The organism is Nocardioides sp. LML1-1-1.1 (assembly GCF_040676175.1).
GTDB lineage: Bacteria > Actinomycetota > Actinomycetes > Propionibacteriales > Nocardioidaceae > Nocardioides.
Window position 1 is genome coordinate 396,280 of record NZ_JBEGHK010000002.1, and the last position, 19,337, is coordinate 415,616.

At 72.1% G+C, this 19,337-nt stretch carries 22 protein-coding genes and 1 other RNA gene; 4 read left to right on the top strand and 19 right to left on the bottom strand.

The window, feature by feature from the left end; all coding sequences use genetic code 11:
- Positions 1-11: 11 nt before the first annotated feature.
- The 4 genes from MRBLML1_RS08605 to MRBLML1_RS08620 all read right to left on the bottom strand — a co-directional run bounded on the left by MRBLML1_RS08605 (position 12) and on the right by MRBLML1_RS08620 (position 3,320).
- The gene (locus MRBLML1_RS08605) at positions 12-1,490 is read right to left on the bottom strand and encodes an MFS transporter (RefSeq protein WP_364514293.1); all 1,479 of its coding nucleotides are present in this window, start codon (positions 1,488-1,490) and stop codon (positions 12-14) included.
- Entirely contained in the window at positions 1,487-2,041 is a 555-nt protein-coding gene (locus tag MRBLML1_RS08610) for a TetR/AcrR family transcriptional regulator (RefSeq protein WP_364514295.1), read from the bottom strand. The genes MRBLML1_RS08605 and MRBLML1_RS08610 overlap by 4 nt, the downstream gene beginning before the upstream one ends.
- 54 nt (positions 2,042-2,095) lie before the next feature.
- Positions 2,096-2,677 (bottom strand): YqgE/AlgH family protein, encoded by a 582-nt coding sequence (locus MRBLML1_RS08615; RefSeq protein ID WP_364514298.1) that lies wholly within the window; start codon positions 2,675-2,677, stop codon positions 2,096-2,098.
- Positions 2,678-2,771: 94 nt separating this feature from the next.
- Positions 2,772-3,320, bottom strand: coding sequence for a hypothetical protein (locus tag MRBLML1_RS08620; protein ID WP_364514301.1), 549 nt, complete (start codon positions 3,318-3,320; stop codon positions 2,772-2,774).
- Between the two features lie 193 nt (positions 3,321-3,513).
- Here MRBLML1_RS08620 and MRBLML1_RS08625 point away from each other — a divergent pair, with 193 nt between their 5' ends.
- Positions 3,514-4,233, top strand: coding sequence for a TetR/AcrR family transcriptional regulator (locus MRBLML1_RS08625; RefSeq protein WP_364514304.1), 720 nt, complete (start codon positions 3,514-3,516; stop codon positions 4,231-4,233).
- A 4-nt stretch (positions 4,234-4,237) separates the two neighbouring features.
- Here MRBLML1_RS08625 and MRBLML1_RS08630 read toward each other — a convergent pair whose 3' ends face one another.
- The 5 genes from MRBLML1_RS08630 to MRBLML1_RS08650 form a co-directional block, all read right to left on the bottom strand.
- The gene (locus tag MRBLML1_RS08630; RefSeq protein ID WP_364514307.1) at positions 4,238-5,260 is read right to left on the bottom strand and encodes a DUF3048 domain-containing protein; all 1,023 of its coding nucleotides are present in this window, start codon (positions 5,258-5,260) and stop codon (positions 4,238-4,240) included.
- A gap of 105 nt (positions 5,261-5,365) precedes the next feature.
- On the bottom strand, positions 5,366-6,136 hold the full coding sequence (locus MRBLML1_RS08635) for an SDR family NAD(P)-dependent oxidoreductase (RefSeq protein ID WP_364514310.1): 771 nt from the start codon (positions 6,134-6,136) through the stop codon (positions 5,366-5,368).
- A gap of 43 nt (positions 6,137-6,179) precedes the next feature.
- Entirely contained in the window at positions 6,180-6,593 is a 414-nt protein-coding gene (locus tag MRBLML1_RS08640) for an HIT family protein (protein ID WP_364514313.1), read from the bottom strand.
- Positions 6,594-6,613: 20 nt separating this feature from the next.
- Positions 6,614-7,951, bottom strand: a complete 1,338-nt coding sequence (locus MRBLML1_RS08645; protein ID WP_364514315.1) for a M15 family metallopeptidase — start codon at positions 7,949-7,951, stop codon at positions 6,614-6,616.
- Positions 7,952-7,988: 37 nt separating this feature from the next.
- The gene (locus MRBLML1_RS08650; protein WP_364514318.1) at positions 7,989-9,143 is read right to left on the bottom strand and encodes a glycerophosphodiester phosphodiesterase; all 1,155 of its coding nucleotides are present in this window, start codon (positions 9,141-9,143) and stop codon (positions 7,989-7,991) included.
- A 97-nt stretch (positions 9,144-9,240) separates the two neighbouring features.
- Between MRBLML1_RS08650 and MRBLML1_RS08655 the strand changes: the two genes are divergently transcribed.
- Together MRBLML1_RS08655 and MRBLML1_RS08660 are read left to right on the top strand one after the other, a co-directional pair.
- Positions 9,241-10,017, top strand: coding sequence for a thioesterase family protein (locus MRBLML1_RS08655; protein WP_364514321.1), 777 nt, complete (start codon positions 9,241-9,243; stop codon positions 10,015-10,017).
- A 9-nt stretch (positions 10,018-10,026) separates the two neighbouring features.
- A complete protein-coding gene (locus MRBLML1_RS08660; RefSeq protein ID WP_364514324.1) occupies positions 10,027-10,686 on the top strand; it encodes an SDR family oxidoreductase in 660 nt (219 codons plus the stop codon).
- Positions 10,687-10,708: 22 nt separating this feature from the next.
- Here the strand turns inward: MRBLML1_RS08660 and MRBLML1_RS08665 are convergent, their stop codons facing one another.
- The 10 genes from MRBLML1_RS08665 to ftsE all read right to left on the bottom strand — a co-directional run bounded on the left by MRBLML1_RS08665 (position 10,709) and on the right by ftsE (position 18,540).
- The gene (locus tag MRBLML1_RS08665) at positions 10,709-10,873 is read right to left on the bottom strand and encodes a GPGG-motif small membrane protein (RefSeq protein WP_278256688.1); all 165 of its coding nucleotides are present in this window, start codon (positions 10,871-10,873) and stop codon (positions 10,709-10,711) included.
- Positions 10,874-10,995: 122 nt separating this feature from the next.
- Positions 10,996-11,961, bottom strand: a complete 966-nt coding sequence (locus MRBLML1_RS08670) for a zinc metalloprotease (protein WP_364514328.1) — start codon at positions 11,959-11,961, stop codon at positions 10,996-10,998.
- 128 nt (positions 11,962-12,089) lie between these two features.
- A complete protein-coding gene (locus tag MRBLML1_RS08675; RefSeq protein WP_364514330.1) occupies positions 12,090-12,677 on the bottom strand; it encodes a hypothetical protein in 588 nt (195 codons plus the stop codon).
- 83 nt (positions 12,678-12,760) lie between these two features.
- Positions 12,761-13,130, bottom strand: a transfer-messenger RNA (tmRNA) gene (gene ssrA / locus MRBLML1_RS08680).
- Between the two features lie 86 nt (positions 13,131-13,216).
- Positions 13,217-14,050 carry a trypsin-like serine protease gene (locus MRBLML1_RS08685; RefSeq protein WP_364514333.1) on the bottom strand — a complete coding sequence of 278 codons (834 nt, stop codon included), beginning with the start codon at positions 14,048-14,050 and terminating at the stop codon, positions 13,217-13,219.
- A gap of 46 nt (positions 14,051-14,096) precedes the next feature.
- Complete coding sequence (locus MRBLML1_RS08690; RefSeq protein WP_364514335.1) at positions 14,097-14,972, bottom strand: amidohydrolase family protein; 876 nt, start codon at positions 14,970-14,972, stop codon at positions 14,097-14,099.
- Positions 14,965-15,471, bottom strand: a complete 507-nt coding sequence (smpB, locus tag MRBLML1_RS08695) for an SsrA-binding protein SmpB (protein ID WP_364514338.1) — start codon at positions 15,469-15,471, stop codon at positions 14,965-14,967. Before smpB ends, MRBLML1_RS08690 begins: the two co-directional genes overlap by 8 nt.
- A 46-nt stretch (positions 15,472-15,517) precedes the next feature.
- Complete coding sequence (locus MRBLML1_RS08700; RefSeq protein ID WP_364514340.1) at positions 15,518-16,771, bottom strand: peptidoglycan DD-metalloendopeptidase family protein; 1,254 nt, start codon at positions 16,769-16,771, stop codon at positions 15,518-15,520.
- Positions 16,772-16,874: 103 nt separating this feature from the next.
- Complete coding sequence (ftsX, locus tag MRBLML1_RS08705; protein ID WP_364514343.1) at positions 16,875-17,837, bottom strand: permease-like cell division protein FtsX; 963 nt, start codon at positions 17,835-17,837, stop codon at positions 16,875-16,877.
- 4 nt (positions 17,838-17,841) lie between these two features.
- The gene (ftsE, locus tag MRBLML1_RS08710; RefSeq protein ID WP_364514346.1) at positions 17,842-18,540 is read right to left on the bottom strand and encodes a cell division ATP-binding protein FtsE; all 699 of its coding nucleotides are present in this window, start codon (positions 18,538-18,540) and stop codon (positions 17,842-17,844) included.
- 91 nt (positions 18,541-18,631) lie between these two features.
- Between ftsE and MRBLML1_RS08715 the strand changes: the two genes are divergently transcribed.
- A complete protein-coding gene (locus MRBLML1_RS08715; protein WP_364514349.1) occupies positions 18,632-19,258 on the top strand; it encodes a hypothetical protein in 627 nt (208 codons plus the stop codon).
- Positions 19,259-19,337: the final 79 nt, after the last annotated feature.

Consider the following 19,337-nt stretch of genomic DNA (forward strand, 5'->3'; position numbering starts at 1 on the left):
ACGGGTGCAGTCTAGTGGCCGCCGGAGACATCCACGTCCCCCGGCAGGCCGCGCCACACGATCACCGCGACGACCAGCGTGATCAGCGCCCCGGCGAGCCCGACGGCCGCGAAGGCGTCGGCGTACGACGCGAGGGCGGCGGCCTCGACCGGCGTACCGAGCGCGCCGGAGACCGACTCCACGGCCTCCGCGCCGGCACCCGCCGGCAGCCCGCCGCGGTAGACCACGCCGGCGAGGCTGCCGAGCACCGCGACGCCGAGCACGCCGCCGACCTCGTAGGACATCTCCTCGACCGCGGCGGCCGAGCCGGCCTGGTGCGCGGGCGCGGCGCCCATGATCAGCGCGGACGCCAGGCCGAGGGCGGCCGTGCCGAAGCCGACGAGCAGCAGCGCGAGGGCGACGCCGGCGTACGGCAGCGGGCGGGGCAGCAGCCACAGCGTGAGCAGGCCGAGGGCCAGCACGACCAGCCCGGCGACGATCACGGTGCGCGCGCCCACCCGGGCGGCGACGGCCGGCGCGAGCGGCGGGCCGACCAGGCCGCCGAGGGCCATCGGGAGCAGCGCGACGCCCGCGACGAGCGGGCTCCAGCCCTGGACCAGCTGCAGCCACTGCGAGCCGACGAAGAGCAGCGCGATCATCACCATGCTGCTGACCAGGGCGGTCAGCACGCCGGCCCGGAACACCGGGTTCGCGAAGAGGCCGACCGCGAGCATCGGGTCGTCCTGGCGCCGGCAGCGCTGGACGAAGGTGGCCAGCAGCGCGACGCCGGCGACCAGCACGGCGAGCGTGGGCAGGTCGAGACCCTCCTTGCCGACGTGCTTGACGGCGTAGACCGCGGCGACCATGCCGGTCACCGAGAGCAGCACGCCCGCAGCGTCGACCCGGCCGGGCCGCTCCGAGCGGCTCTCGGGCAGCAGCGCGCGGCCGGCCAGGAAGGCGACGACCATCAGCGGGACGTTGACGAGGAAGGCCGCGTGCCAGCTGAACGCGCTGAGCAGCGCGCCACCCACGATCGGTCCGACGGCGCCGCCGACCGCGGCCGTCGCGGCCCACAGGCCGAGCGCGAAGGCACGCTCGCGGGCGTCGGGGAAGAGTGCGCGGATCAGCGACAGGGTGGCCGGCATGATCATCGCGCCCCCGATGCCGAGCAGGGCGCGGATCGCGATCACCTCGCCCGCCGAGCGGGCGACCAGCGCCGCGAGCGAGGCGAGGGCGAAGATGGTGAAGCCGGTGAGCAGCATCCGGCGCCGGCCCCAGCGGTCGGCCAGGGCGGCGACGGGGACGAGCAGGCCCGCGAGGACCAGGGCGTAGACGTCGACGATCCACAGCTGGGCGAGGGCGCCGGCGTGCAGGTCCTCGGTGAGGTCGGGCAGCGCGACGTTGAGCACGGTCATGTCCATGACCACGACGAGCAGGCTGGCCGCGAGCACCGCGAGGCCGGCCCAGCGGCGGCGGTCGGTCGCGGTCTGCTCCGGGAGCAGGGCGGTCATCGCGCGGCACCTCCCTCGAAGAACGTCGAGCGGACCAGGTCCGCGGCGTCGCGGCGGGCGACGTCGCCGGCCACCAGCGCGTCGCGCACCGAGACGAGCAGCCCGTAGACCGCGTGCCCCAGCCACCGCGCCGGTACGTCGGAGCGCAGCACGCCCGCGTCCTGGGCGGCGGCGTAGAGCGCCACCTCCTCGGCGAAGAGCACGTCCGCGCGCGCCCGCAGGCTCGGCTCGTTGAGCACCGTCGGGTCGGTCAGCGCGATGCCGGCCTCCTCGGCGTCGGCGACGAACTGGCCGAGCAGGTCCTCGATGGCCGCGCGGATCCGGGCGGGGTCACCCGACCCGGTCGCGTCGGCGACCGAGGCCAGGCTGGCGGCCCAGGTGTCGAGCGAGCGACGGCCGATCTCGTGCAGCAGTTCCTCGCGGGTGGCGAAATGACGGTGCACGGTGGCCCGGCCCACGCCCGCGGCGGCGGCGATCTGGGCCATGGACGCGGTGGGGTCGGTGGTGAGCAGGCGCTGCGCGGCAGCGAGCACGGTGTCCCGGGTGGACATGGAGCCTCCTTGAATGAGACTTCACTGTCTCACACGAGACACCGATGTCTCAAATCAGTTGAGCTCCGGATCCATCGGCCGGGTGGCGTGCAGCGCCAGGTCGCCGGGCTGGCGGCGCAGCACCTGACGGCGCAGCTCGGGCGCCTCGTCGCCGAAGACGTCGTCGACCTCCCCCGGTACGACGTACCAGCTCCCCTCGGCGACCTCCGCCTCCAGCTGCCCGACCCCCCAGCCGGCGTAGCCGGCGAAGATCCGCAGCCGGTCGACGGTGCCCTCGACGAGCTCGCGCGGGGTGTCCAGGTCGAGCAGGCCGAGCCGGCCCCAGACCGGCCGGAAGCCGGCACCGTCCTCGCCGCCGGGCGAGGCGAGCGCCACCGCCAGCGCGCCGTCGGTCGCGACCGGGCCGCCCTGGAAGAGCACCTCGGGCTCGTCGACGACGTCGCCCCACTCCCCCAGCACCTCCGAGACGGGCAGCGCGGAGGGCCGGTTCAGCACGACGCCGAGCGCGCCCTCGTCGTTGACGTCGAGCAGCAGCACGACGGTGTCGGCGAAGTTCGGGTCGAGCAGCCCGGCCGAGGCCAGCAGCAGGCTACCGGCCGCGATCTCGCCCGGGCCGGATCCGGTTGCACGTGCCATGGCGCCATCATCCCCCACCCCAAAGATGGGCCCCGGGTCCGACGCGAATGAGGGAGGGAGGTCGCGTCGGGCCCGGGGCCCGGAGGGAGGTCGGTCAGGCGGCGAGCACGGCCCGCAGCCGCTCGAGGAGCGAGCCGCGCACGACCGGCTCCTCGTAGGCGGTGTCGGGCGTGATCACCGGGATGCCCCGGTGCAGCAGGCGGGCCCGCTCCTCGATGCCGGCGCCGACGCGACGCGCGGCCTCCTCGCTGAGCAGGCTGGAGCGGCCGGCGAGCACGGCGAGCAGGTAGTGCTCCTTCTCGGCGGCGGTCGTCATGGCCTCGCCCATCGCCGCGTCGAGCGGGTGCGCGAGGTAGTGGTCGATGATCATCCGGACGCCCGGCAGCTCGTGGGCGGTGTTGCTCCACGCGACGGTGACGGCCTCGTCGAGGTCGGTGGGCTGGTGGGCCAGCATCTGCTCGATGTTGCCGGACAGGCGGGTGTGCCACTTCAGGGTGAGCGCGGCCAGCAGGTCGAGCTCGTCGCGGAAGGTCGCGGAGACGCCGGGGACGTCCATGGGCAGCCGGCCGTCGCGCCGTACGGATGAGGTCGCGATGACGGCACGCAGGGTCTCGCCCCGGTTGTGGTAGGCCTTCCAGGTCATGGTCAGCTCCTTGGTGCTCGGCGGTTGTCAGGCTCTCGGGGAGCAGAACTGTGGGTACCTGACATACCGCTGGTACGTACTACGAGTATGGCGCAGACCAGGGGTATGCCAAACGGAACGGCACCGTGATCCCGCCCACCTTGGGGGGTGACCGGTGTCACGCTCGAGCGCCGGCTCTGCCTATGCTGAGCCGGTGGCGAAGGCGTCGGTCTCCAAGCTGGTCCCCAAGGTCCCCGGGGTCCCCGGCGCGTCCCGTCGTGCCGCCTACTCCGCCTCCACCAAGCGGGCCCTGGTCGACGTCGCGGAGAAGCTCTTCGCCGAGAAGGGGTACGCCGCCACCTCGCTCGACGCCGTCGTCGCCGGCGCCCGGGTCACCAAGGGCGCGCTCTACCACCACTACTCCGGCAAGCAGGCCCTCTTCGAGGCCGTCTTCGAGCGGGTCGAGCAGGAGTCGTCGAAGCGGATCCAGAAGGCGCTGCGCAACGAGAAGGACCCGTGGCGCAAGGCGCTGCAGGGCCTGCGCTCCTTCCTCGAGGTGGTCCAGGAGTCGCGCTACCGCCGGATCGTGATCCAGGACGGGCCGGCCGTGCTCGGCTACGAGCGCTTCCGCGAGCAGGAGGAGCGCTCGACGTACGCCAACATCGTCGAGATCGTCCGCGCCACCCTCGCCGCCGGCTCGTGGGAGCTCGACGAGCCGATGCTGCAGACGTTCTCGCGGATCTTCTTCGGCGCGATGTCCTCGGCCGGGGAGTCCGTCGCCACCTCCGACGACCCCGAGGCCGCGGCGCTGCGCGTCGAGGGCGCGATCGGGTTCCTGCTCGCCGGCGTGCAGAGCCTGGTCGAGCAGGGCCACGGCAACCCCAATGCCTTCACCGACACCGGGGAGATCGCTCTCCCCGACGTCGAGGCCTGAGGGCCTACTTCCCGAAGGCCACCGAGCCACCGGCGCCGTCGACCGGCACCAGCTCGATCCACACCTTGCCGGCGGGGATCTTCAGCGCGCCCGCGGCGGTGCTCAGGGAGAGCGCGGAGTTCGACTTGGCCTTCTTCCACTGCCCCGTCACGACCTGGCCGTTGTGGAAGACCTGCGCGACGCCGCCGCCCTTGAACTTGCTCTCCGGCACGAAGTTGCCGGCCGGGTCGCGGTAGCCCGCGTCGACCACGTCGACCCGCAGCACCAGCACGGTGTCGGGCTGGAAGCGGTCGCCCTTGGCGGCGTTGGAGTTGCTGTTGACGTACTTGCCGCCCGCGAACTTCCAGTTCGTGGTGTGGCTGCCGAAGTGGGCGGAGACCGTCGACGCCGGCTTGCCCGCGGGCAGGTCGGTCGCCGTGCCCCAGGGCAGGTAGTCGGCCGGGCGCTGGTCCTTGCCGTCCTCGGTCGCCTTGGCGACCTTCTTGAGGTTGGTGAAGAGGTTGTACGGCGCGTGGCGGCTGCTGTTGCGGTAGAAGCCCGGGCCGCCCTCGGCGAAGAACTTGATCTTCGCGCCGTTGATCCGGCCGATGGTGACGCCCGCGGCGCCGCTGGTGGTGATCACGCCCTTGACCGGCGAGACGATGCCGATGTCGCTGGCCCGCATCGACCGGACCGGGCCGATGTCGCCGGGCAGCTGGGAGTAGTAGAACGCCGCGAGCCGGGTGATCCCGCCCTCGACGAGCTCCTCGACGACCAGGTCGGCCTTGCTCAGCCCGATCTGCGGCGAGCTGGCCGGGGAGTTGTCGATCTTGGTGACGATGACCGGGTGGTCCTGGGCGACCGACTCCCCCGCCTTGGCCTCGATGCCCGTCAACGGCCAGGTCTGCGGCACGTCCGGCGCACTCGACTGGCTCGGCGAGTCCTTGCTCTCCGGCTTGTCGGCCTTGTCGTCGCCACAGCCGGCGAGGACGAGGCTCAGCACGACGAGCGAGGCGGGCAGGACGGAGCGGAGGGGGTTCAGACGCACGGCTCCAGTGTGGCGCAGCGCCCCCGGCGACGACGGAGCCGCCCCCGCGTGTCGCGGGGACGGCTCCGAGGCTTTGCCTTGCGGGGTTGTCAGGTTCCTGGCGCGTCAGGTGCCGAGGGAGATGCCGCCGTCGACGTAGAGGGTCTGGCCGGTGATGTACGACGACTCGTCGGCGGCGAGGAAGGTCACCGCGGCCGCGATGTCCTCGGGGAAGCCCACCCGTCGTACCGGGTTGGCCTCGGCGTTGAGCCGGCGGAACTCGTCGACGTCCATCTTCAGCCGGGCGGCGGTGGCGTCGGTCATCTCGGTGGCGATGAAGCCCGGGGCGACCGCGTTGACGTTGATGCCGAACGGGCCGAGCTCGATGCCGAGGGTGCGGGTGAAGCCCTGCACGCCCATCTTGGCGGCGGAGTAGTTGGCCTGGCCGCGGTTGCCCAGCGCCGAGATCGAGGAGATGTTCACGACCTTGCCGTACTTCTGCTCCACGAAGTGCTTCTGCGCGGCCTTGGTCATCAAGAAGGCGCCCTTGAGATGCACGCCCATGACCAGGTCCCAGTCCTCCTCGGTCATCTTGAACAGGAGGTTGTCGCGGGTGATGCCGGCGTTGTTGACCAGCACGTGGATGCCGCCGAGCTCGGCGACGACCCGCTCGATGGCTGCGTCGACCGACGCGCCGTCGGAGACGTTGGCGCCCACGCCGACGGCCTTCGCGCCCTCGGCGAGGGGCAGCTTGGCGGCGGCCTCCGCGGCGGCGGACTCGTCGAGGTCGACGATCGCGACCGACGCACCCTCCTCGGCGAAGCGGGTGGCGGTGCCGAACCCGATCCCGCGCGCTGCTCCGGTGATGACGGCGACCCGCCCGTCGAAACGACCCATGTGCCTCTACCTCTTCAAGTCGGTGGTGACGATCAGGCGCAGCCTATGCCGCCAGCGCCGCGCGGAGCCGGGCGGCATGCTCCGCGGACTCCCCCTCGGCGTACTTGTGCCGGGGCCAGAAGAAGCCGCGCAGCCCGTCGCCCTTGGTGCGCGGCACGACGTGCAGGTGCAGGTGCGGCACGGACTGGCTGACGACGTTGTTCATCGCCACGAAGCTGCCTTGCGCACCCAGGCCGTCCACGACCGCGGTCGCCAACCGCTGAGCGGCGCCCAAGAAGCCGTCACGCAGCTCGGCCGGCAGCTCCGGCAGGGTCACCACGTGCGTGCGCGGCACGAGCAGCACGTGCCCCTTGAACACCGGGCGCCGGTCCAGGAACGCCAGGAAGTCGGGCTCGTCGAGGACCACGTCGGCCGGTGCGTCACCGGCGACGATCGTGCAGAAGATGCAGTCGGCCACGGGCTCAGGCTAGACCGGGGCTAGTGGCAGACCACGACCTCGCAGCCCGGTACGACGATCGGACGGCCGCCGCGCGGCACGGCGTCGAAGTGCTGCGAGTCGGAGACCCGGTAGGTCCAGCGCAGCCCGTGGCGGTTCATGATCCGCACCACCGGGTGGCTGCTGGTGCGCCAGGCGACCCGCGGGTCGGAGTGCGCGGGCCACCAGGCGTTGGGCACCCAGCCCTGGCTGGACCGGTAGGGGTTCTCCCAGGTGTTCACGTCGAGCGCGCGGCCGTAGGCGTGCGGGCTGCGCACGCCGGGCCGGCCGACGACCCAGCGGCAGTTGAACGCCGAGGTGTTGCCGGCGGCCATCGAGGCGTAGTCGTCGGCGCCCTGGACCCGCCCGGACCAGCCGAAGCGGTCGACCCGGTACATCGAGCGGATCGGCAGCCGCGCGTCGTACATGTCCTTCAAGGCGCCGGACATCTGCCGCACGACCGAGGCCGCGGCGACCAGCTCGCCGCGGCGGCGGTAGCCGGAGTAGTCCCAGTAGTTGATGCGCAGCAGGCGCAGCCCGGACCGCCCGACCGGGCAGCCCCGGTGCCAGCTGCGGCCGACCATGCTGCGCCAGACGCCGTCGGGGATCTTCGTGATCACCGGCCGCGCGCCGGCGCCGGTCGCCCGGGCCTGCGCGGGCAGCGTGCGCCGCGGCGCCGGTGCGCTGCGCGGCAGCATGACGGCCCGTCCCGGCGGCAGGTTGTCGATGGCCACCTGCGGGCTCACCGAGGAGGCGGCCCAGGCCTGCGCCGGGCTGACGGCCCGCCACCGGCTGTCGTCGCGGGGCTGGGTGCGGGTGCGGGCGACGCCGGTGGTGTCCACGCGCAGGGTCTGCACGCTGCGCCAGGCGCCGCTCACGAGCCGCTGCAGCACGACCGGCCCGGGCACGCCGACCCCCTCGCTCGTCCGTCGTACGACGGCCAGCGGGATGGTCCGCTCGTCGACCACCGTGGCCGGGCCGATCACCCGGGTCCAGGTGGCGATGGCGCGCAGCGGGAGCTGGTACGGCGTCGTCAGGCCCGCCGCGGTGGCCCGGACCGCGTTGCGCTCGGGCAGCCGGCTGACCGCGACGGCGAGCGTGGCGTGGCCCTCGGCGTCGGTGGTGACCGCGCCGGCGGGCACCCAGGCGCCGTCGAGGGTGCGCTCGACGCTCACCAGCGTCTCCGGCGCGGCGGTGATGCTCAGCGCGGTCGCGCGGTCGGCGTAGGACGCCGCGGCGCTGAGCACCGGCGCGCTCGGCTCGGCCGCGACGGGCGGGGCGGAGAGCAGGGTCCCGGCGAGCACGACCGAGAGGGATGCCAGCAGGGGGCCCAGGCGCATGGCGCCATGGTGCCCCCTGCCGGCCGGTTGATCCGGGTCAGGCCGCGGCGCGTCGCGCGAGCCACGCGTCGCGCGCGGTGACCGCGATGTCGGCCTGGTCGGAGAAGACGGCGTCCACGCCGGCGTCCAGGAAGGCCTGGGTCTCCCCGACCAGGTCGCCGTGCGCGTTCGGGTCGGTGCCGGTGCGGAAGTTCGCCGGCAGGAACTGGTTCTCCGCCCGCAGCGTCCAGGTGACCACCTTCAGGCCGACCCGGTGCGCGTCGCGGACCAGGCTGCTCGGCGTACCGATGGCACCGGCGGCGTCGCGCGGCAGGACGAGGTTCTTGGCCGGCGCCACCCAGTCGGCGTACGACGCGATGCCGGCCAGGCCCGCCTTCGTCACCAGGTCGGCGTAGGTCGTCGCCCTGCCCGCCGCCTTCAGGTCGTAGGGCGCACCCGAGGCGTCGACGAGCTGGGCCAGCGGCACCCGGGTCAGCCGGTCGAGCTGGCGCAGGTTGGTGGTCTCGAAGGACTGGATGACGACCTTGGCGTTGCGGCGGTCGAGGCCGTTGCGGCGCAGGGTGCGCACCAGCGGCTCCTCCAGCGAGAGCCCGATCGAGTCGAAGTAGGTGGGGTGCTTGGTCTCCGGCGCGATCCCGATGGCGCGGTGGTTGCGGCGCGACTCGGTCCGCACCAGGTCGATGACCTCCTGGAAGGTCGGGATCTCGAGCTTGCCGTCGTAGACGGTGTTGCCCGGCCGCACCTGCGGCAGCCGCTCCTTCGCGCGCAGGGTCTTCAGCTCGCGCAGCGTGAAGTCCTCGGTGAACCAGCCGGTGATCGCGGTGCCGTCGATGACCTTGGTGGTCCTGCGGCCCGCGAACTCCGGGTGCGTGGCGACGTCGGTGGTGCCGCTGATCTCGTTCTCGTGGCGGGCGACGAGGACGCCGTCCTTGGTGGAGACGAGGTCGGGCTCGACGTAGTCGGCGCCCATCGCGATGGCGAGCTTGTACGCCGCCAGGGTGTGCTCCGGGCGGTAGCCAGAGGCGCCGCGGTGGGCGAAGACCAGCGGGGTGCTGGTGCGGTGGTGGCCGGCCTGCGGGCCGCCGTGGCCCGGCGCGGCGGTGGCCGGGACGGTCGCGGCGCCGAGCGCGACGACGGCGGTGGTCGTGGCGGCGACGAGCGAGCGCGTGAGGAGGGTCGTCTTCCGAGTCATGCCCGGAAGCCGACCAGCCGCAGGTGGCGCGCCGGGGAGGCCGAGGTGAACGCAGCCCCTCCTTCGGAGGTACGGCGCGCACCCGGTCCCCGCGACAATGGGACCCGTGGCGTACTGGCACCGGACCTCCCCGCACACCTTCTCCCCCACCGAGCACGTCGGCGGCGCGTGGGACCGCGCGACCCAGCACATCGCGCCCGCGCTCGGGTTGCTCGCCCACGAGGTCGAGCGCGACCTCGCCGCGCGCCGGGGCGCCGGCCTGGTCGTCAGCCGCCTCTCCTACGACATCCTCGGCACGGTCCCGATCGAGCCGGTCGACGTCACCGTCGAGGTGCTCCGCCCAGGACGCACCATCGAGCTGGTGCAGGCCACGGCGTCGTACGGCGGCCGGGCGGTGGTGATCCTGCGCGCCTGGCTGGTCGAGGCCTACGAGACCGCGGCTCTCGCCGGCAGCGACCTGCCCCCGGTCCCGGCCCCGGACGAGGTGCAGCCCTGGGACATGAGCGAGCTGTGGCCCGGCGGCTTCATCGCCTCGGTGGAGGTGCGCCGCAAGGACTTCGGCCCCGGCCGCTCGACCTGCTGGGTCCGCACCTCGCACCCGCTCGTCGCCGACGAGCCGGTCACCCGCCTGGCCGCCGTCGCCGGGCTGCTCGACATCACCAACGGCATCGCGGTGCGCGTCGACCCGGCGCGGGTCTCCTTCCCCAACCTCGACCTGACCGCGCACCTGCTGCGCCCGCCCGCCGCGGGCTGGCTCGGGCTGGACACCACGGTGTCCTTCGGGCCGGGCGGGGTCGGCGTGACCAGCTCGGTGCTGCACGACGAGGACGGCCTGCTGGGGACGTCGGCGCAGACGCTCACCGTGCGCCCGTAGATTGGGGTCATGCTCGTCGCCATCGTCGGAGGCAACGGCCAGATCGCCCGGCTGCTGCACCCGCTCGTCGTCGCCCAGGGGCACACCCCCGTCGCCCTCGTCCGCAAGGAGGAGCAGCGCGCCGCGCTGGAGCAGCTCGGGGCGGAGGTGCGCCTGCTCGACATCGAGAGCGCCTCGGTCGAGGAGTTCGAGGCGGCCTTCGCCGACTGCTCGGCCGTCGTCTTCGCGGCCGGCGGGGGTCCCGACGGCAACATCGAGCGCAAGCGCACCGTGGACCTCGGTGGTGCGCTGAAGTCCATCGACGCCGCCACCCGGGCCGGGATCCGCCGGTTCGTGCAGGTCTCCGCGATCAACGTCGACGAGCCGGTCGCCGCCGACGCCGGCGAGGTGTGGACGGCGTACGTCGAGGCGAAGCGCGACGCCGACGTCGCGCTCCGTGACAGCCCGCTGGCCTGGACGATCATCCGGCCCGGCCGGCTCACCGACGACCCCGCCACCGGCCTGGTGGCGCTCGGCCCCGAGGTGGCGCGCGGCGACGTCACCCGGGCGGACGTCGCGGCCGTGCTGGCCGCGGTGCTGGACCGGCCCGACACGGTCGGCCGGCAGTGGAACCTGGTCGGCGGCGACGTACCCGTCGACGAGGCGGTGGACCGGGCGGCGTCCGCCTGACCCACCGCCTCGCCGCCGCGGGCTAGACGGTCCTGCCGCCGCGCCCGTTGAAGATCGAGACGCCTCCGGGTCCGACCAGGAGCCCGACGACGATCAGCACGATGCCCAGCAGGATGCTCCCCTGGATCAGGGTGACGATCCCGGCGATGACGAGGACCACGGCGGCGATCCACAACAGAGTGCCCATGACGGTTCCTTTCACTGGCCCACCTCGGTGTGGGGTTCTCAGGAGGTACCCGCCGTCCGGACGCGCAGACGGCCCGGACAGCACGCAGGTGCCGGCCGGGCCGCCGTCAGGCCAACGGGACGTCAGGCCCGCCAGGCCTGCCAGTACTGCGCCATCCGGGCGCTCTGGCCCGGGGTGAACTGGTTGTAGCAGGAGTCGTAGCTGTAGTCCATGTAGTTGTGGATCGGGTCGAGGCCGGGCGCGCTGCACGAGTCGCGGCCGGTCGGGCAGCCGCTGCTCGAGCTGCGCTGGGCCGGGGTGTCGGAGACCTCGTCGCCGCCGGAGCAGCCGCCCTCGAAGGTGTGGAAGAGGCCGAGCCAGTGACCGGCCTCGTGCGTCGCGGTCTCGCCGAGGTTGAAGTTGGTCTCGGCGCCGCCGGGCACCGTGGCGTAGTCGACGCGGATGCCGTCGTAGCTGCCGATCAGGTTGCCCTTGGAGTCGCGCGAGTCGTACTCGAAGGGGAAGGTCGCGATCCCGTAGCCGTCCATGTCGATGAACCAGATGTTCAGCGCGTTGCGCCCGCCCTTGCGGGTCTGCTGGCGGTAGCCGATGCCCGACTCCTCCTCACCCGGGTCGTTGTGCCAGGTGGTGTTGTTGAAGCGGTCGGTGCCGGCGAGCTGGAAGGTGAAGCCCGTGTTCGCCGCCTGCGAGGACTCACCGCCGGCGTAGGTGTTGTTGAGGACGGCGATCTGCTTGGCGATCGTGGTGTCGCTGACGTTGCCGTTGCCGTTGGCGTCACGGATCACGTGCACGTAGACCGGAATCGTGACACTGGCGGTGACGCGCGCCCGGCTCGACGAGAGGCCCTTCTTCTTCAGCCGTGCAGCCGTCTCCTTGGCGATCGCGGCCCGCTTCGCCGCGGTCACTGGCGAGTGGTCCTCGTGCCGCCCGCGGGCGGCGCCACCGTGGCCGTCACGCTCTAGGCAGGGCTGCGCCGTCGGCGCGTGGTCGGCGTCGTACTGCGCCTGGGCGGGGGCACCGAGGCCCAGGGCGGCGATCGCCGTCGCGGCCACCAGGGCCGGGAGACGACGGGTCAGGGAACGATTCATCCCGAGAACTTCCTTCCGATGTGAGGGAGATGAGTCGACGTCCGCTGTCCCCGGATCGACGAATTGTTATCTCGCACACGCCAGTCACCGGAAGACTTCCGGCCCGACGTCTCACATCGCGGATGTCCTCACTCGGAAGGACAGGTCGAGTCCTTCGTCCCGAGCAGCACCGGGAAGTCGCCCACCATGACCCCGTGGGAGGCGAGCAGGCTCGCGACCTCGATCGTCGGGTACGGCTGCTCCCCGCCTCCCACGTCGACGCAGCCGGACGGCTGGAAGGCGAGGCCGATCTCGATCACGGTCGTCCCCGGCTCCAGCGGAAGGTCGAGGTCGGCGGTCGCGTCGATGTCGCCGTCCGCCACGGGCTGACCGTCGATGTCGAGCACGTGGAAGCCCCCGCCGGCCTCGGTGCCTCCGATGGGCACGGTGACCCGGTCCAGCACGACGTCGTGGTCGCCCCAGTTGACGACCCGGATCCGCACCCGGCAGGTGAAGCCCTTCCGCAGCGGGATGCCGACGTCGGCGTCACCCGGGTCGGACTCGCCGTCGAGCGTGCGGGGCGTCGTCCCCTGGCACTGCGGTACGCCGGTCGAGGCGGTCACCTGCACGGAGCGCTGGTATCCCACCCACCACACGGCGGCCGTCACGGCGAGCGCCACCAGGACGAGGCCCGTGAGCAGCTGGACGACGCGGCGTCGCGGCAGGGCAGTGATCACCGGCGCACGCTAGCAATCCGCGCCGAGCACCGACCGGAGCACGCGCGCCGCCCGTGGGACGAGCCCACGGGCGGCGGCGTGGAGAGTGGAGCTGCGGGGAATCGAACCCCGGTCCTCGAGCGTCGAGCCAGGTCTTCTCCGGGTGCAGTCAGCGCTGACGTTTTCTCGGCCCCGGCGCTCGCACTGACACGTCGCCGACAGGCCCAGCCGGGTTTGAGTCCCGCGCCACCCTCCCGGCGAGAGTGACGCAGCGAGTCTCCAAGATGACGCCTGGGTCCGGGACGGAGACGGATGCCCGGTCAGACGCTTCGATCACTGCTCAGGCAGCGAGAGCGAAGGAACTGCGCTTAGCGTTGGCAGTTATTGGTTTCCAGCGATCGTTTACGAGATGACGCTGGCTTCTCGACCCGCTTCCCCTGGGACAAACGTCCCAAGTCGAAACCGATCAGCCCCTCTTGAGTTGTGAAGACCTCAGTCTACCGGTCGACAACACCACGGGCCCACCGGTTAGTCCCGGTGGGCCCGCGGCGGAGGGAGGCTCAGAGGCCGAAGCCCGCCAACCAGGTCCGGACGACGGCGATGTCGACGCGCTGGTAACCGCCGAGGTAGCGGCAGTTGTCGGTGTAGCCGTACGACGTCACGGCGACGACCTTGCCGTCGAGCCAGACCGAGCCGCCGGAGTCGCCGAAGCAGGTGCCGCCGGTGCCGAAGGGGTCCTTCTCGTTGCCGTTGGCCTGGATGACCTGCGGGGTGATCTTCTGGCCGGGCATGTCGACGTACCGGCGCAGCAGCGGATAGCTCATCGGCACCGGCTTCTGCGGGCCGGACTCCGGCTGGCGCACCTCGGTGCCGTAGCCGACCGCCCGGAACAGGGTCTTGCGCGGCTGCTTGATCGCGTCGGCCGCGCCCAGGCCGGCCAGCGGGGCGGGGGCGATGTCGGTGACCGGTGCGTCGAGGACGATCACGCCGACGTCGTTCCAGTTGCGGAGGTCGGTGAAGTCGCTGTACTGCGGGTGCGCGTACGCCGTGCCGGACAGGTAGCCCGCGGCGGCGAGCTCGGCGGCGGTGTAGCCGGCGGCCGGGTCGGCGGCGACCGGGAGCGGCGAGGGCGGCGCCTCGGCGATGACGCTGTCGAAGGTGACCAGGGTCTTGCCGAGGGTGCCGGACGTGCAGTGCGCCGCGGTGAGCACGACGGTCGGGCTGACCAGGGTGGCGGAGCAGCGGAAGCGGCCGGTGGCGTCGTAGAACGCGATCAGGCCGACGTTGGGGTGGAGCTCGCCGTCGGGCGTGCCGCCGGTGCTGGCGGACGCGGGGGCGACGAGGCCGAGTCCCGAGAGGAGGACAGCGGCAAGGACCAGGAGACGAGCGCGCATGGACGTCAGTCCAGCACGACGCCCACCCCCGCGGAATCCCTCGCTTTCAAGGCGTTCCCAGCAGCCGTACGGCGTTGTGCCAGCACACGTCGCGCAGCCAGTCGTCGCCGAGGTCGAGCCTCGCCAGCCCGGTGAGCTGGTGGTGGTAGGGGTACGGGATCGTCGGGAAGTCCGAGCCGAGCAGCACCTTCGGCTGCAGGTCCACCAGGCGCGGCAGCAACGCCGCGGGATAGGCCGCCTCCTGGTCGAAGAACTCGGTGAACACCATCGTGGTGTCGAGGTGGACGTTCTCGTAGGTCTCGGCCAGGAGGAGGAAGTCGTCGTACTCCGGCGCCCCCATGTGCGCGATCACCAGGCACAGCCGCGGGAAGCGCCGCAGCAGACGGGCCACCGAGTCCGGTCCGGTGAAGGCGTTGCCGACGGGCCCCGACCCCGCGTGCACGGTCACCGGCGTCCCGGCGTCCTCCAGCACGCCCCACACCGGGTCGAGGACCGGGTCGTCGGCGACGAACTCGCCCACCTGGAGGTGGATCTTGAACATCCGCACGCCGTCGGCGACCAGCGCGGCGACGTACGACGCGGCCTCGGGCTCGGGGTAGAAGGTCGCCGAGCGCAGCACCTCCGGCACGCTCGCGGCGAACTCCCCCGACCACGCGTTGAGGTACGACGCGACGCCCGGCTTGTGCGCATAGGGGTGCGTCGGGAAGGCCCGGACCCCGAAGTCGCGCAGCAGCGCGACCCGTTCCTCGTGCGAGTGCCGGTAGCGGATCGGCCAGGGGCGGCCGATCTTCGGCCCGGCCTCGTCGAACACCGCCCACACCGCGCGCTGGATGTTCGGCGGCAGGAAGTGGACGTGGAGGTCCATCAACCCCGGGAGCCCGAGCTCCTGCCAGAAGGAGCGGGCCTCCTCGGCGTCAGTCACGCATGCCCTTGAGCCGGCGGCCGATCGCCTCTTCCTTCTCACGGTCGGCGGTGCGCTCGGCGATGGCCTGGCGCTTGTCCCAGGACTTCTTGCCCTTGGCGAGGCCGATCTCGATCTTGGCCCGGCCCTTGACGAAGTAGAGCGACAACGGGATGACGGTGTGCCCCTTCTCGCTGACCTTGCGCTCGATCTTGTCGATCTCGTCGCGGTGCAGCAGGAGCTTGCGCTTGCGGCGGGCGGCGTGGTTGGTCCAGGTGCCCTGGGCGTACTCCGGGATGTGCACGGCGTGCAGCCACGCCTCGCCACCGTCGATGTCGACGAAGCCGTCGACCAGGCTGGCGCGGCCCATCCGCAGCGACTTCACCTCGGTGCCCTGCAGCACCAGGCCGGCCTCGAAGGTGTCCTCGATGTGGTAGTCGTGGCGCGCCTTCTTGTTGGACGCGACGACCTTGCGTGCCTCCGCGTCCTTGGCGCTCGCTCCCGACTTCCCTGTGGCCATCCACCCATTCTCTCAGGGCACGGCAACGGGTTTGTCCGGAGGTGGCTCAGAGGTACGACGCGGGGTTCACCGCTTCGCCGTTGCGCATCACGATGAAGTGCAGGTGGCAGCCGGTGGACCAGCCCGTGGAGCCGGAGTAGCCCACGACCTGGCCGCGCTTGACGTGCTGGCCCTCCCCGACGGCGTACCCGCTCATGTGGTTGTAGACGAGCACGATCGAGGCGCCGTTGACCTTGCCGATGGCGAGGTAGAGGCGGTTGCCGTAGACCTCGTCGAAGTACTTGTCGACGACCGTGCCGGACTCCCCCGCGACCAGGCGGGCGCCGCAGCCGGTGCCGAAGTCGATGCCGTTGTGCAGGCCGTAGTAGCCGTAGATCGGGTGGATCCGCCAGCCGTACGGCGAGGTGACCGGACCCGGACCCGGCTTGGCCAGCAGCCCGCCGGTGTCGCCGTTGTAGCTGCCGCCCTGCTTGCGCGACAGCGCCATGATCTTGCGCTTGATCGAGGCCTCGCGGGCCTGCAGCCGGCGCAGCGCGGCCTGGTCGGCGGCGCGGGCACGGACCACGGCGGCCCGGGCGGTGGAGGTGCGGTTGACCAGCGAGCTGACCTGGGTCGCGGCGGCGGAGGCCTGGTTGACCAGCCCGGCGACCTTGACGACGTTCGCGTCGGCGGCGGACTTGGCGGTGGCGACCGCGTTGCGCGCCTCGCGCACCTCGGCCTCCTTGGCCGTGAGCTGCTCCTGCACGACGACCAGCTGGTCGAGGACCTGCTGCTGGCGGCCGGTGATGACGCCGTTGGCCGTCAGGCTGAGCAGCACGTCGTCCATCGACTCCCCGTCGGCGTACGCCGAGAGCAGGGTCAGGTCGGGGTTCCCGCCCGTCGCCATCGTGATGATCGTGTCCCGGCTCTCCTCCCGCTGGCCGGTGACCGCGGCCTTGGCCTGGTCGAGCGCGGCCTGTGCGGTGACCAGCTTGGCCTGGGCGGACGCCAGCTGGGTGGCCAGCGCCGCCGCGGCCGCCCGGGCGGTGGTGAGCTGGCCCCGGACGGCCGTGTAGCGGGCCCGCGCCGTGGTGAGCTGCTTCTGCGCGCTCGCCAGCTGGCCCGAGATCTTCGCGACCTGGGCGCTCGCCTCGTGGATCTCACCCTTGACGGAGGAGATCTGGCCCTTGACCTGGTCCTGCTTGTGCTTCAGGTCGTCCCGGTCGTCGTCGGCGTGGGCGAGCGGGACGGTGAGCCCCACCACGGCCACCAGTGCCGCGGTGATGGTGACGAGCCACTGGGGATGAGCCCAAGCCGGCATCCGGTCGAGGGTACGGCGGAGCCAGGGGGCGCTGGGGAAGGAGCGCACGGTACGACCAATCAGTGTTCGGGGAAGAGAACGGATCGACGGTAACCGCCAGTGATCAGACTTTGACGTATTTCCTCGTCAGCAGGAGTGTCGGGATCAGCGTCAGGGCCGGGCCCAGGATCACGATGCCGGGCGGGAAGAGGCCGATCAGCGCCTCGCCGTAGTCGCTCCAGTCGACCCAGGGCAGGAAGGTGACCTTCTCGGCCATGCCGTTCTCCACCCCCCAGTGCTGGAAGGCAGCGAGCGCGCCCGCCGCCAGCCCGACGCCGACGATCGCCGTCACCAGTGCCTCCAGCAGGAAGGGCAGGGCGATGTAGAGCGTCGAGGCGCCCACCAGGCGCATGATGCCGATCTCGCGACGCCGCGCCAGCGCGGCCAGCCGGATCGTGTTGGCGACCTGCAGCAGGGCGGCGAAGAGCAGGAAGCCCGAGCCGACCCAGGAGCCGTACTTCAGCACGGTCATGATCCCGAAGATCTGCTTGAGCGCCTCGCGCTGGTCGTAGATCGTCGAGACCCCGTCGAGGCCCTGCAGCGCGCTGATCACGCCGTCGGCCTTGTCCGGCGTCTTGAGCGTCACCCAGTAGGCGGCCGGCCACTTCTCGGGCGTGACGACGGGGTTGTCGCCCTCGTACGCCGCCGCGGCAGACTCGCCCTTGCGCTTGGCCTGCTCGTAGGCCAGCTTGAAGCCCTCCTCCTTGGACTGGAACTCGAAGGAGTCCACCTCGGGGCTGGCCTTCAGCTCCTGCTCGATCCGCTGCTTCTGGGCGTCGGTGATCTCACCGCTCGCGCAGTTCTCGATGCCCCGCTTGGCCGCGGGGTCGTCCTGGGTGCACAGGTTGACCCGGATCTGCAGGTCGGTGCCCAGGTCGTCGACGGTGATGGAGGCCTCGCGCTGGACGAGGATCCCGATCCCGGCCAGGGTCAGCGACACGAAGAGCGTGACGATGACCGCCAGGTGCATGGACAGGTTGCGCCGCAATCCGTTGCGGAGCTCGGTGAAGACGTAGCGCAGCTGCATCCGCTCAGCCCTCCTCGTGCTGGAAGCCGTAGCTTCCTCCGGCCTCGTCGCGCACGACCCGGCCGTTCTCGAGCTCGATCACCCGCCGGGTGAACTGGTCGACGATGCCGTGGTCGTGGGTGGCCATGACGACCGTCGTACCGGTCTGGTTGATCTCGCTGAGCAGGTTCATGATCCCGACCGAGGTCTGCGGGTCGAGGTTGCCGGTGGGCTCGTCGGCGATGAGGATCATCGGCCGGTTGACGTAGGCGCGGGCGACGGCGACCCGCTGCTGCTCGCCGCCGGAGAGCTCGTCGGGCATGCGGTCGGCCTTGTCCTTGAGCCCCACCAGCTCCAGCGTGGCGGGCACCACCTTGTCGATGTCGCGCTGGGACTTGCCGATCACCTGCTGGGCGAAGGCGACGTTCTCCGCGACGGTCTTGTTGGGGAGCAGGCGGAAGTCCTGGAAGACGGTGCCGATCTGGCGGCGCAGCCGCGGCACCTTCCAGCCGGCCATCCGGTTGATCTCCTTGCCGGCGACGTAGACGCGGCCGGTCGTCGGACGCAGCTCACGGAGGACCAGCCGCAGGGCGGTCGACTTCCCGGAGCCGGACTGTCCGACGAGGTAGACGAACTCCCCCTTGTCGATGTCCAGGGTGCACTGCTCGAGCGCAGGCTTGCCCGGACCGGCATAGCGTTTGGTGACCTTTTCGAAGCGAATCACTGACCTGACGGTACGCCACGGACCTGGGCCGGACGGGGAGGCCTCGCCTCCGGTGCGTCGCCCTGGGAGCGATGTCCTAGGGTGGATCGACGTGTCGACCGTCCTGCGTGCGCTGGGTCTCTCCGCGCTCCTCACGCTCGTGCCCGTGGGCATCGGTGTGGGCGTCTCTGGCGACCGTACGCCGGCCCCCGAGGTCGCGTCCTACCGCGGCACCGACCTCGCCGACTTCGACACCACCAGCGCCGTCGTACGACGCGCGCCGTTCTGCGCCATGGTGCCCGGTGAGGGCGTCACCGAGGCGCTCGGCGGCGAGGGCGAGCTGGCCGAGTACGGCAACGGCGAGCAGGCGAAGCCGCTGCCGGCCGGCGACGTCGCCCACGAGTACGGCTGCGTGTGGACCGGGGCCGACGGTGCCGAGGCCCGGGGATGGGTCTTCGCTCCCCCGGTGACCGGCGCCCGGGCGCAGGAGGTCGCGAAGGCCGCTCCCGCCAAGGGCTGCACCGCGACGGCGGGTGCACCGGCCTTCGGGACGCCCTCGGTGGCGCTGGTGTGCGCGAGCGCCACGACCCGCACGGCGTCCTACCGCGGGCTCTTCGGCGACGCCTGGCTCAGCTGCTCGCTGACGCAGCCGATCGCGATGGCACCGGCCGAGCTGGTCGCGCGCACCGGCCGGTGGTGCGTCGCGGTGGCCCAGGCGGCCGCCACCCCGTCGGCCTGAGCGCCGGCGAAAGTCAGGACCTGGGTCCCGCATCAGGCGGGCCGGAGCAGCGCCGAATGAAGGGGCATGCTGCGTCCTG